The 12728-nt window shown below is 61.2% G+C and carries 11 protein-coding genes; 2 read left to right on the plus strand and 9 right to left on the minus strand.

The annotated features are described in order from the left end of the window. Positions 1 to 49: 49 nt before the first annotated feature. From ACIPY9_RS12440 to ACIPY9_RS12465, 6 genes are all read right to left on the minus strand, one after another. Complete coding sequence (locus ACIPY9_RS12440; RefSeq protein ID WP_400701077.1) at positions 50 to 1462, minus strand: efflux transporter outer membrane subunit; 1413 nt, start codon at positions 1460 to 1462, stop codon at positions 50 to 52. Next, positions 1459 to 2343, minus strand: a complete 885-nt coding sequence (locus ACIPY9_RS12445) for an efflux RND transporter periplasmic adaptor subunit (protein WP_400701080.1) — start codon at positions 2341 to 2343, stop codon at positions 1459 to 1461. The genes ACIPY9_RS12440 and ACIPY9_RS12445 overlap by 4 nt, the downstream gene beginning before the upstream one ends. Beyond that, complete coding sequence (locus tag ACIPY9_RS12450) at positions 2340 to 2549, minus strand: DUF1656 domain-containing protein (RefSeq protein ID WP_400701083.1); 210 nt, start codon at positions 2547 to 2549, stop codon at positions 2340 to 2342. The genes ACIPY9_RS12445 and ACIPY9_RS12450 overlap by 4 nt, the downstream gene beginning before the upstream one ends. Then, entirely contained in the window at positions 2546 to 4633 is a 2088-nt protein-coding gene (locus ACIPY9_RS12455) for an FUSC family protein (protein WP_400701086.1), read from the minus strand. Before ACIPY9_RS12455 ends, ACIPY9_RS12450 begins: the two co-directional genes overlap by 4 nt. Further along, entirely contained in the window at positions 4630 to 5082 is a 453-nt protein-coding gene (locus tag ACIPY9_RS12460) for a MarR family winged helix-turn-helix transcriptional regulator (protein WP_400701089.1), read from the minus strand. Before ACIPY9_RS12460 ends, ACIPY9_RS12455 begins: the two co-directional genes overlap by 4 nt. 110 nt (positions 5083 to 5192) lie before the next feature. Beyond that, on the minus strand, positions 5193 to 6605 hold the full coding sequence (locus tag ACIPY9_RS12465) for an ATP-binding protein (protein WP_400701091.1): 1413 nt from the start codon (positions 6603 to 6605) through the stop codon (positions 5193 to 5195). Between the two features lie 197 nt (positions 6606 to 6802). On the opposite strand from ACIPY9_RS12465, the gene ACIPY9_RS12470 reads away from it, so the two are divergent. After that, positions 6803 to 8149, plus strand: coding sequence for an HD domain-containing phosphohydrolase (locus tag ACIPY9_RS12470; protein ID WP_400701094.1), 1347 nt, complete (start codon positions 6803 to 6805; stop codon positions 8147 to 8149). Between the two features lie 440 nt (positions 8150 to 8589). After that, positions 8590 to 9258: a polysaccharide lyase family 7 protein gene (locus ACIPY9_RS12475; protein ID WP_400701097.1), complete on the plus strand. Its 669-nt coding sequence runs from the start codon at positions 8590 to 8592 to the stop codon at positions 9256 to 9258. Between the two features lie 66 nt (positions 9259 to 9324). On the opposite strand, the gene efeO (ACIPY9_RS12480) is transcribed toward ACIPY9_RS12475, so the two are convergent. From efeO (ACIPY9_RS12480) to efeO (ACIPY9_RS12490), 3 genes are read right to left on the minus strand one after another with little or no spacing between them, the layout of a single operon-like run. Continuing rightward, positions 9325 to 10149, minus strand: a complete 825-nt coding sequence (efeO, locus tag ACIPY9_RS12480) for an iron uptake system protein EfeO (RefSeq protein ID WP_400701100.1) — start codon at positions 10147 to 10149, stop codon at positions 9325 to 9327. 29 nt (positions 10150 to 10178) lie between these two features. Continuing rightward, positions 10179 to 11489 carry an iron uptake transporter deferrochelatase/peroxidase subunit gene (gene efeB / locus ACIPY9_RS12485; RefSeq protein WP_400701103.1) on the minus strand — a complete coding sequence of 437 codons (1311 nt, stop codon included), beginning with the start codon at positions 11487 to 11489 and terminating at the stop codon, positions 10179 to 10181. 22 nt (positions 11490 to 11511) lie between these two features. Beyond that, entirely contained in the window at positions 11512 to 12720 is a 1209-nt protein-coding gene (gene efeO, locus ACIPY9_RS12490; protein WP_400701106.1) for an iron uptake system protein EfeO, read from the minus strand. Positions 12721 to 12728 lie beyond the last annotated feature (8 nt).

A 12728-nucleotide genomic window follows, 5' to 3' on the forward strand; every position in this document is an offset into this window, starting at 1 on the left:
ACATCCGGCGCATTTCTGCGTCTGGATACATTCGCGAATGAATTCGCTCTTACTGCCAACCCCCGCCCAGCGCCAGAAACAGATCGATCTGCCCCATGGCCACCTGTGTATTGGCCGCCGCCATCTGGGCGCGGACGTCGGTATAGGTGCGAGTGGCCTGCAGATCCGCCAGGAACGATGCCCTGCCTGCCTTGTAGAAACGGTGGGTCTGGTCGGCGGCTTCCCGGGCCGATTGCTCGGCTTCTTTCAACGCATCGCGGCGGTCCAGCAGGGCTGTGTATTGGGCCAGGCCGGTCTGGGTTTCGCGGATGGCGTTGAGTACCACGCCGTCGAAGCGCGCCAGTGCAGCCTGGGTGGCGGCTTCGGCCTGGTGGATGCGGGCGCGTGAGCCGTTGGACGGTACGGTCCAGTTCAGCAACGGGCCGAAGCCCCAGCGGTTGGCGGCCGGTTTGCCGAGGTTTTCCAGCATGCCGATGCTGCCGATGGTCGCGCCGATGCTGATATCCGGGTACAGCTCGCCGGTGGCTACGCCGATCTGTGCGGTGGCCATGGCCAGGTGACGTTCGGCCTGCCTGACATCGGGGCGGCGCTTGAGCAGGGCGGCACCATCGCCGACCGGCATGACTTGCGCGATATGGGGCAGTTCGTTACAGGTGCTGACGCCGGCCGGCAGTTGCTCCACAGGCCTGGCCAGCAGCATCGACAGGCGGAACAGTCCGGCCTGACGCAGGGCTTCGTAGCGTGGCAGTTCGGCACGCAGGGATTTGAACTGGGTCTGCGAGCGGGTGACCTGGGTTTCATCGCCACGCCCGGCATCACGCAGGCGCTGGTTGAGGGTCACGCTCTGTTGTTGCAGGTCCAGCGATTCCTGAGCGATGTGCAGCTCTTCATTGGCGGCGCAGATCTGCGTATAGGCCCGCACCACATCGGCGACCAGGGTAATGCGTGCCGTATCGGCTGCGGCCTGGCTGGCATCGACATTGGCCTGGGCCGCTTCGATGCCGCGCTGCAAGGTGCCGAACAGGTCGAATTGATAGGACGTGGTGATCCCGACGTCACCGACATTGGCCACGGGCACCTTGTCCGCCAGCAGAAAGGCTTCGCCTGACTCTTGAAGGCGCTGGGCACCGACGGTTGCGCGGTTGGTAAAGCCACCGGCGGCCTGGGCTTCGGCGGTCTGGTAGCGGGCGCGTTGCAGGTTGGCGGCGGCAATCCGCAGATCGGCGTTGGAGGCCATGGCCTGTTGCACCAGCGTATCCAGACGTGGGTCCTGGTACAGACGCCACCAGTGTTCGGGCACCGGAGCCGAGACGGTATTGACCGACCGACCCGCCAGCTCACCTTGCAGATCCGGGCGATTGATGGCGCTGTCTGTGGGGAGCTTATAGTCCGGGCCGACCATCTGGCAGGCCGACAGCAACAGGCCCAGGCTCAGTGTGGCCAAGTGTGTGGCGTGTTTCATTGTGCCGCTCCCTGACGGTCGTCGATGATCGACACCGTGGCCGTCCGCCCGGCGATCATGCGGAAGTCCGCCGGCACCTCGTCAAAGGCAATGCGCACCGGGATGCGTTGTGCCAGGCGTACCCAGCTGAAGGCGGGGTTGACGTTGGGCAGCAGGTTCGAGCCGCTAGTACGGTCGCGGTCTTCGATGGCAGCGACGATGCTCACCACATGGCCGGTCAGGCGGGCGTTGTCGCCGATCACGCGAATGTCCACGCGCTGGCCGATATGAATGCCGTCCAGCTTGGTTTCCTCGAAGTAGCCATCGATGTGGAATGAGGCGGTATCGACCACCGACAGTACGGCGCGGCCTGCGGTCACGAACTCGTGGGGGCGAGGAGCGCGGTCGTTGAGGTAACCGTCCACGGGGCTGCGGATGACCGAGCGATCCAGGTTCAGTTGCGCAGCGTCCACGGCCACTTTGGCTTCATTGAGGGCCGACAGGGCGCGGGCTTCGCGGGACTGGCTTTCTTCCAGTTGCTCGCGGGCCACCAGATTGCCCAGGCCCCGGTTGCGCTTGTTCTCGCGACGGGCCTGCTCCCAGGTTTCCTGGCGTTCGGCAACGGTTGCCTGTGCCTGGCGCAAGACCAGCTGGAAGCGGTCCTGGTCGATGGTGAACAGCACCTGGCCCTTGCTGACCGGCTGGTTGTCGGTGACCTCGACCTTCTGGATCAGGCCGGACACATCCGGTGCGATCTGGATGATGTCGGCGCGGATATGGCCGTCACGGGTCCAGGGGGCATACATGTAATACATCACCATGCGCCAGACGACGATGGCGGCGAACAGCACAACGAGCAGGGTCAGGACCACGCGGCCCAGAGTCAGTAATGGTTTTTTCATGTCATCAGGTATCGACTGAGAGTATCCACGGCGCCGAGCAGCAAAGCGTATAGACCTACGTTGAACAAAGCCCGGTGCCACACCAGGCGGTAGAAGTGGGCGCGCGACAATACGGCGTGCAGCCCGAGAAACAGCAGGTAAGCGATGCCCATCAGCGCCAGGAAGGTGGGCACGAAGATCCCGCTGATATCCAGATCACCAATCATGACGGTGCTCCATCGATGCCATAGGGCGGTTGTTCGATCATTTCCCCGGCGACGCTGACGATCTCCACGCCCGGCAACAGCGCCAGACGCAAGCCGCTCAGGGCATGCAGCAGGTGAACCCGCGCCGGGTCCTGGCCCATCCATTGATCGGTCAGCGAGCGGCGCGCCCGGTCCATGGTCATCAGCAGGCCCTTGGGCGTCGGTACACGCTCACCGGCCTTGAGGCAGTCCTTGAAGTAGCGGCCGACGTCATCGATCACGGTTTTCAGCAATGCCTGAGACACCAGCGGTGCCCGCGGCGTGTAGGCCAGCAGGTCGAGCATGTTGAGGGCCACGCGCAACTCCCGCAGAGCGCTGCCGGTGTCCTGAGCCGTCAGGGTCAGGCGCGGTAACTGCTGCATCAGGCGGTCGAGCATTTGCACGCCCATTTTCCGGTGTTCGGCCAGCGAGGCGGGTTCGCTCAGGCTCACAATGTCGCGCCAGCTGAAGCGGGTCAGGCGTTTGAGCGCCAGCTCGACACCGAACGGGCGGAACACCAGGGTCCAGATAAAGGCGAACAGCAGGCCGGCAGGCCCGGCCAGATTGGAGTTGAGGAAGTTCAGGAAGTCGGCGTCGTAGGCGCTCTGGATGCTGATGAACGACGACGTGTTGACGATGGTCAGCAGCGTGCCCAGGAAGAAGCGCGGCTGCACGGTCAGCGTCCCCACGCAGATGAACGGCACGGCGAAGGCCAACACCAGCATCGGGAAATCATGCAGGTTGGGCAGCACCACGAACAGGTACAGGCTGGCGAATACTACCGACAGCAAGGTCCAGAAGAAGAACCGGTAGATCTGCGGCGCCGGGTCGTCCATCGCCGCGAAGAAGCTGCAGGACACCGCCGCCAGGGCCACGGCTCCGGCACCGTCTTTCCAGCCCAGCAGAATCCACAACACCGAGGCGACGATGATCGCCAGCACCGTCGATACCACCGAATACAGCATCAGGCCTCGATCCAGAAAGGGCGTGAGTCGACCCAGACGCCAGTGACGATAGACCGCCCGCCAGGGGGACTGATCATCGGTCTCGATGGCGTGTTGCAGGCTGCGGCAGTCCTGCCACAGATCGATCCATTCACCCAGGCGATAGAGGGCGTTGGAGAGCAGCAGGTATTCGCGGTCATCCAGTTGGGCCGAGTCGGGTTGCAGGCCTTCCAGTTCGCGGTGCAATAACTGCCATTGCTCCGGTTGCGGCCCTCTGGCGGTGTTGTCCAGCCAGTTACGGGTTTCCACCAGCAACGGCGACAGGCTCGCCAGCCGCTCTGGCGTGCGCCGCTCCAGTGCCCAGAGCGCGTCGTCCAGAGCATCGATCACCGGCAGCAGGTGAATCATTCGGCCGCGCAATTCCCGGGCGTTGCGTACGGTCTGCTTGCGTGCGCCTTCATGGCTCAACTGGCTGATGATCAGTTCCAGCGAATTGAAACTGGCTACCATCGCATTGCGCAGCGCGCCGACTTCTGCGGCCTGAACACTACGCCCCAGGAAGCGTTCACTGTAGGCGCTGGCATCACTGAACCATTTCCGGGTGGTGGTCAGGAACACCGGCTTCAAGCGGCGCGGCCAGAACATGGCACCCACCACGGCGGCACAGAGGATACCCAGGAAAATTTCTTCGGTACGCGAGACCGCAATCTCGAAAACCGCCTGCGGATTGTCCATCACCGGCAGAGAGATCAGCGGCATGGTGTAACCCGCGAGCATCAGCGCGTAGCTGTTGGCGGTACGCAGGTGCAGGGAAAGGAACAGCAGCGTACCGGTCCACAGGCCGATGACCACCGCCAGGAGCAAGGGTGTCTGGACGAACAGCGGCACCAGCAAGACCGATGCGGCGGCTCCGGCCAGCGTGCCGACGGCCCGGTACAGGGCCTTGGAACTGGTGGGGCCGACAAAGGGGCTGGAGACGATGTAGACCGTCGCCATGGCCCAGTAAGGGCGCGGCATTTCCATGAGCAGGGCGATATACAGCGCCAGCATGGAAGCGGCGAACGTGCGCACCCCGTAGAACCAGTCGCGGGCGGGCGGAAAACCTGCGAAGAAACCGTTCATGGTTGCCCTGCGTGATCGTGTTGAGCGGCATCTGCGAAGGCGTTGAGTACACGCAACGTGGCTTCAAGGTCAGCGGGGGCGATGTCCTTGAGTACGTTGGCCCGCAGACGGACCAGTTCCTTTTCGATGGAGCCGGCCAGGGTGCGACCATCGTCGGTCAGACTCAGGGACTTGGCGCGACGGTCGCTCGGGTCTTCGGTCCGGCAGACGATTCCGGCCGAGCAGAGTTGATCCAGCAGGCGCACCAGTGTCGGGCTTTCCATGCCGGCCGCCTGGGCAACCTTGACCTGGTGTACGCCGTCGCCCAGGCGGGCAATGGCCAGGAGCGGCCCTGCACAGGCTTCGGAGATGCCATAGGTGGACAGCGTGGTCTGGCAGATGCGTCGCCAGTGGCGAGAGGCTGCAACCAGACCGCTGCTGATGGCTCTGTGAAGTGAATCGAGTGACATGAAGGAACCGGGAATTTAGTTAGGAACGATATTGTTAGCGAGGATATTAATAGCTTGCTAACTAATATCCTGTAACAAAGTCTTTCCGTCAACTGAAATTCGCCCGGCGGTCAGGACGGTCTGGCGGTGCCCAGTCCTGAGGACTGATGAATCGGCAGCATGACCTTGAATGAAGAGCCGACCCCGATTTCGCTTTTGACGGAAATGCTCCCGCCATGCTTTTTGACGATGCCGTATGAAAGCGACAGGCCCAGGCCGGTGCCTTTGCCCACGGGCTTGGTGGTGAAGAAGGGGTCGAAGATGCGTTGCAGGATCTGCGGCTCGATGCCTGAGCCGTTGTCGGTCACTTCCAGCCAGACATTCTCGCCTTCCTGCCCTGTGCTGATGATGATTTGCCCGCGTTCACTGCCGATGGCCTGGGCTGCATTGACCAGCAGGTTCATGACCACCTGGTTGATCTGCGATGACAGGCATTCGACCTGGGGCAGGTCGCCATAGCGCTTGATCACGTCAGCCTTGTACTTGAGTTCGTTGGCCGCGATGTTCAGGGTCGAGTCGATGCCTTGATGCAGGTCTGCCCATTGCCATTGCTCGCTGCTGTCGGCCCGGGAGAAGGCCTTGAGGTCTTTGACGATCTTGCCGGCCCGGTCGATGCCTTCCTTGGACTCCCGGATCAGGAGCGGAATGTCTTCGATCAGGTAATCCAGCTCGATACGTTCATGCAGGTCGGCCAGCCGATCCCGTTCCGGGCTGGCGGGAAGGACTTTGTCGGCATTGCGGTAAGCCAGCAGCATTTCCGTGACCTGGGCGAAATAGTTTTCCAGGGTGCCGAGGTTGGAGGAGATGAAGCCGATGGGGTTATTGATTTCATGGGCGACCCCGGCCGCCAGTTGCCCGAGCGAAGCCAGCTTTTCGGACTGCACCAGCTGGCTTTCCAGGTTCTTGCGCTCGTCGATTTCATGCTGCAGCTTTTCGCTGGTCCGGGTCAGTTCTTCCGTTCGCTGGGCAACCAGTTGTTCGAGGCGGTCCATCTGCACCGAGGCCAGCTCGGTCATTTCCCATTTGGTGGTGAGCACCTGGGCCAGTTGCTGGACTTCAATGTCGTTGAAGGGCTTTTTCCGGGTCAGCAGGCGGTCATGGCCTTGCAGACGGTCGATCAGGGTTTCCCATGAATAGTCGGACTGCGCGGCACAGATCACCACTTGCAGGCGTGGGTCGATCTGCCAGAGCTTTTCGACGACCCGGACATCTTCCGCCAGGTGCATGTCGACGAAGACCAGGGCATAGGGCTGGTCTTCGTCCAGCGCCTGCTGGGCCTTGAGCAGACCGTCTTCGCTGTCATAGACGCAGTCGAGCTGGTAATGGCTGGGGACGATCGGCATGTCATTGCCGAACAGGGCTGCTTCGATGAGATAAAGGTCCGGGTTGTCACTGCTGTCCGGGACCAGTGCCTTGCGGAAGTCCTCGTGAGTGGCGGGGGTGCTGTCGATCAGCAGGATGCGGCGGTTGGACAGGATTTTCATGGCTCACCTGTTGCACCAGTCGAATGGAGGACAGATCTCGTCTCCGGTTGCCTTGAGCATAGCGCTGAGGTCGTTCGCTCATCGAAAAATGGTTTCAAAGTGCCACTATTTTTCGGGCTCAACTATTCTCATGACAAGGTCGATAATCTGACAAGGTATAAAACAATGTGCCACTACCGCCGAGCGAGGTCCTTGCGATGGACGACAAGACGGTTTCAGTCAGTGCATTCAAGCCAAGCGTGTTGCTGGTCGACGACGAGGAGCTGATTCTCAGCAGCCTGCGTCGTCTGCTTCGTACGCAAGGCTACACCCTCCATTGCGCCACCAGCGGCGAAGAGGCCCTGGAAATCATGGCGCAGCATCCCGTCGACCTGGTGATGAGCGATGCCCGCATGCCGCACATGGATGGCGCAACGCTTCTGGCGCGTATCCAGGTTCAGTATCCCGAAACCGTGCGTCTGCTGCTGACGGGGTATGCGGACCTGGACGTGATCGTCAAGGCGATCAATGAGGGCGGGATTTACCGCTATATCAGCAAGCCCTGGAACGATGACGACATGTTGCTGACCCTGCGCCAGTCCCTGGCCCATCAGCATGCGGATCGTGAACGGCAGCGCCTCGAGCAACTGACCCACGATCAGAACGAAGCCTTGCAGGCACTGAATGCTTCGCTGGAGAAGCGTGTCCAGGCGCGTACTGCCGAGTTGCAGCAGACGGCCGACATGCTCGATCTGGCGTACGACGAGCTCAAGCACAGCTATGCCACGATGACCGAAGTGTTCTCGCTGCTGGTCAATCAGCGTCTGCCGACAGACAAGCAGACCAACCGGCAGGTCATCGACCTGGTCCGCACCTACTGCCGGGTTCACGGCGTCGATGAGGTCACCCAGCGTGACCTGGGCATGGCGGCGGCCCTGCACAATATCGGCAAGCTCGGCTGGAGCGATGGGTTGATCGGAACGCCTGCCGATCAGTTGTCCCACGTCGAGCGCGAACGCTATCGGGGCTATCCGAAGCAGAGTGAGTCGTTGCTCATGACGCTGGACCCCATGCACGATGCGGCCCGCCTGATCCTGCATCATCAGGAACACTGGGACGGTACGGGGTTCCCCGATCGCCTTCGGGGCGCTGCCATTCCTTTTGGCTCGCGCCTGCTCAAGCTGGCCGTGGATTTCATTGAGTTGCAGCACGGGTTGATCATTGCCCGGCGGATGAACAGTGACGAAGCGCTGGTGTTCATCCGCCAGTACACCGGTCGCTGGTATGACCCCGGTCTGCTGGAAGGCTTCATCAAGGCCTGCGCGGCCTACCGCGCGGACATTACCCTGGGCGACCCGCTGGTCAAGGCCGTGAAGTCCCGTGAACTGAGTGCCGGAATGGTCCTGGCCCGTAACCTCAACGCCGATAACGGCATGCTGTTGCTCAATGCTGGCAAGGTGCTCAGCGAGCCTCTGGTGGACAAGCTCATTTCCTTCGAGGCCATGGAAGGCGCTGCCTACACCATCTTCATCCGCCTGCCCGAACCCGACCTTTCCCTGGCTTGAAATCACCCGACCCCATGGCTCGACATGAGCCATGGGGCTGTTCGGCTGCGTAAAAAATACCGACAAGCGGTCGTGAGGACCGTTTCAAATGTGAAAAGTGCCCGTCTTTATGAAAATAATTACTACCGTCTGTCGGCATTTTTTCCAAAAAAAGGGCCATTTCGGCAATCGCCATTCAAAAAAATGACGCGATCCATGTGGATCCATTTCTCGATCAGCAGCCACCTAGAGCAAAAAAACCATTTGTCAAATATTGGATACAAATGGCATCAAAGTAATGGCTTTGGGGGTGTGTCGACTTTATTTTGACGCCAATTTACCGTTGGTCGGTGTTTAAAAAAGAAACGATTCAGCCGATAGTCAGGACGAATCCAGCGGGTGCCAACGCCCGTTCCAGAGCCATCCTGCCGGTGCGCATGGCGCACCTTGCGAGCAACCCCATGATCGACCTCGCCACCTGGAATTTGTCCGTACCTGTCGGGACACCTGCCATTACCATCGATACCCCTGAACTGGTCAGCGGCTATCAGGATGGTTATTTCCGCTCAGGGAACACGTTGTTCTTCTGGGCACCGGTCACAGGTTCCACGACGGAGAATGCCAAGTACCCCCGCACCGAGCTTCGGGAGACCACCGCTGATGGCCGGGCCAACAACTGGTCCTACTCCCAGGCGGATAATTTCCTGCGGGCGGCATTGACGGTCAATCAGGTGCCCTCGACCGGCAAGATCGTGATCGGCCAGATCCATTGCTATGGCAGCAACGAGCCGCTGCTCAAGGTCGAGTATCAGTACAAGGAGAAATTGCAGACCGGCAACATCGTCGCCAAATTCCGGCGCAGCCCGGACGCGGAGATTGAAGTCATCATCGTGGCCCAGGGCGTTCCACTCAATGAGCGTTTCAGCTACAGCATTCACCTGACGCCGGCGGGCAACCTGACGGTGAATGCCTATGACCATGTCTGGTATGCAAGCCTGGACAGTGCCTGGAGCACCAAGCTGCTGTACTTCAAGGCGGGGGTCTATACCCAGGACAACACCGGCTATACGACCGAAGGCGGCGCGGCCACCTTCTACAAGCTGACCATCGCACACGACAAGAAGGCCTGAACCCCTGTAGGAGCGAATTCATTCGCGAATGGTTTCGCGAATGAATTCGCTCCTACCGGATGAGTGTCAGTTCAACCCCAGTTTGCCCCGCAAGGTCGAGAGGTCTTCGGCCAGGGTGTTGACCGGGCCGACCAGCGCCTTGCGGTCGTTTTCCTTGACCTTGTCATAGGTCTCGAAACCACCGTCCTTGGTCTTGTACCGGGCCAGGATCTTGTCCACGGTGGCGAAGTTCTTGTCGACCTTGGCGGCGAAGGCCTTGTCCTGTTTCTCGATCTGCGGACGGAACAGGTCGACGATTTTCTTGGCACCGTCGATGTTGCCCTGGAAGTCATACAGGTCGGTATGGCTGTAGCGGTCTTCTTCGCCGGAGATCTTGGTGGCGGCGACTTCTTCGAGCAGCGCAGCCGCACCGCCGACGACTTTTTCCGGCGGGAAGGTCAGTTCGGCCACACGGGTTTGCAGGTCGTTCACGTCCGCCATCAGCTTGTCGGCGATCGGGCCCTGGTCTTTGGTGGTGTTCTGCGAGAACAGGGCATATTCCAGTCGATGGAAACCAGTGAAGTCTTCGGCTTCAACGCCTTGTTCGTGGTCGTCCACACGGGAGTCGATGGACGCATCCAGATCACTGAACAGCTCAGCGATCGGCTCTACGGATTCGTAGTAGACACGTGTGGGTGCATACAGCTTCTTGGCGGTGGCGATGTCGCCTTTCTTCACGGCTTCGGTGAATTGCCGGGTATGGCTGACCAGTTCGTCGATGTTTTCGGTGACGTAGATCTTGTAGTCCGAAACCGGGCCGACCAGGTCCAGCGGTGCGGTGGCAGCGAACACGGCCAGCGGGGTCTGAAGCAGGCCAAGGGTAAGCAGCAAAGCCAGAGGCGTCTTTTTCATGGTTCTCTTCCGGGTGAGGGGGTTGGAGGTCATGCGGTTCGGGTGGTTGAGGAAGCTGCCAGGAGCGAACGACCAATGAAATCCTTGTCGTCGGTCACGCCGGGCAGGGTGAAGAAATAGCCGCCGCCTACAGGCTTGAGGTATTCCTCCAGCGGTTCACCGTTCAGGCGCGTCTGCACAGTGATGAAGCCTTTTTCCAGGTCACTCTGGTAACAGATGAACAGCAGGCCCATGTCGAGCTGGCCGTTCTTGTTGACGCCGTTGGAGTAGTTGAACGGGCGGCGCAGGATCAGGTTGCGCTGGGTTTCCGGGGTGCGCGGGTTGGCCAGGCGGATGTGCGAATCCAGGCGGGTCTTCTTGCCGTGAGGGTCAGCCGCGTAGTTGGGCACGTCGCTTTCCACCTTACCGTCCATGGGCGCGCCAGTGCTTTTGGTGCGGCCAAAGATGGATTCCTGTTCCTGCAAGGGCGTGCGGTCCCAGCGCTCCACGAAGTTGCGAATGATGCGCACGGCCTGATAGCTGCCGTTGGCGGCCCAGGCGGGTTCGTCGCTGCCGGGCTGGACCCAGACCAGTTCGTTCATGGTTTTCTGGTTGTTGGAATCCGGGTTGGCCGAGCCGTCACGGAAGCCCAGGAAGTTACGGGCGCTTTCCGCTGGCTGGCCCGGCTTTTTGGGAGCCTGTGCCGGAACGGTGCCTTCCTGCTTCCAGCGCACCAGCAGCAGGTCGGGCAGGTTCTTGACGATATCGCGCAGGGCGTGAATGTTGGTGTCCGGGGTGTTTGAGCAGAACTGGAGGCTCAGGTCGCCATGGCAACTGCTGGCTTCCAGTGCATCGTTGGGGAAACCCACCATGCGGCTCAGGCGCTTGGGTTTGACCGATGTCAGACCGAAGCGCTCATCGAACAGGGAATCACCCACCGACACCGTAATGGTCAGGTTGTCCGGCGTGACTACAGGGCCGAGGATGCCGGAGTCCAGTGGTGGCAGTTTCGGGTCGATGTTCTGCACCGGGCCGCCGGTCATCAGGAACGCGATACGCTCGTTCAAGGTGCGGAACAGACGCTCCAGATCGTCCCGGTCGGCCGCCAGCACGTCGAAGGCCACCAGCATGCCTGCTGCCGGGCGCGGGTTGACGATGCCGTTCTGATGGATGCCGTGAAACGCATTGTGATCCTGGGTCTTGTCACTGTTCGGCGCTTCGGTGACCTGGGCGGGCGCGGCGGCCAGGGCGTTGCCGCTCAGGCTGCTGCCGGCCAGTGCGGCACCGGCAGCACCCAGCCCCAGCAGAACGCGACGGCGCTGAAGAGAGTGGGGGGCGTTATCGGATTCTGGATTTTTCATCATGCTCACTTCTGCTCATCAATCAGAGGCCGGAAAGGCCAAGTGCCGGATCGATTCCGTCGAGTGCGTCGGCCAGGGCCTTGGCCTTGTCTGCGATCAACTGGCGTTGTGCGGCATCGACCTGATCGTAAGGGCGATAGCCGTCTGCGGTTTTCAGTGCCTTGAGCTGGTCGTCCAGAGCGGCCGATGCGCTGTCGAGGCTCTGCAACTGCGCGGCAGCACTCTTGGCCAGCAGCGGACGCAGCAGGTCGATGACCTTGCGGGTGCCTTCCAGATTGGCGGCAAAACCGTTCAGGTCGCTGTGGCTGTAGCGTTCTTCTTCGCCGTTACTGCGTACTTCGGCCAGGCTGCGCATGGAGCGCGTCACGATGCTCGCCAGTTGTTCCGGCGCCAGGTTTTGCGCCAGCAGTTGCTGTTTGAGGCTGGCGACATCGGTTTGCAGGCGTTGCGCTACCGGGGCCAGACCTTCGAGGCTGCGCTGCTCGAACAGGGCGTACTCGATGCGATGGAAGCCGCTGAAGCCCGGGTCCTGCTCGCGTTTTTCGTAGTAGTCGGCGCGGGCATTGATGGCGTTGTCCAGCTCGGCCAGGCGTTGCGCGGCCGGTGCGATGCGCTGGTAGATCGTGCGGGCTGGCGTGTAGGCCGCCTGTGCAGCGCTCAGATCGCCAGACTCGATGGCCTGTTGCAGGGCGGTGACAGCCTTGATCAGCGCCGAGCCTTGCTGGCTCAGGTAAACGCGGTATTCGGACAGCGGGCCGATGAACGCGACCATGGACGGCCGCGCCCTGGCCTTGGCTTCTGACTCGGCTGTCGGGGTCACATGCAGGGTGCCGCGCGGGTTGCTCAGCAGGCCGCAGGTGATAGCGTAGTCGCCGGGTTGCAGGTTGGCGTTGATGATCTGGCTCAGGCCCGGTGCGATATTTTCCCGCTCTTCGACCACCAGCACGCCATCGAGAATTTCCCATTCGACGGCCCGCTCGGAGCGGTTGACGATGCGGAAGGCATTCTGGCCTGCCGGGACAGTCAGTGCGTTGGGCTCGCAGTTGTGGGCGTGAATGGTGACCACGGTTTCGTTGCCGCTGTTGGCGGCCCGTTTTTTCGAGGCCACCTGCGAGGCGTAGTAGAACAGCCCACCGGCCGCGATCATCAGGATCACGGAACCGGCGACGGCCAGTCGCAAGGCGCGGGGAGGCCTGGCTTTCCCGGAAAGCTCAGAGGTCGGGTTAGACATGTATGCCC

It is taken from the genome of Pseudomonas sp. NPDC089734, assembly GCF_044748865.1.
In the GTDB taxonomy this organism is placed as follows: Bacteria; Pseudomonadota; Gammaproteobacteria; order Pseudomonadales; family Pseudomonadaceae; genus Aquipseudomonas.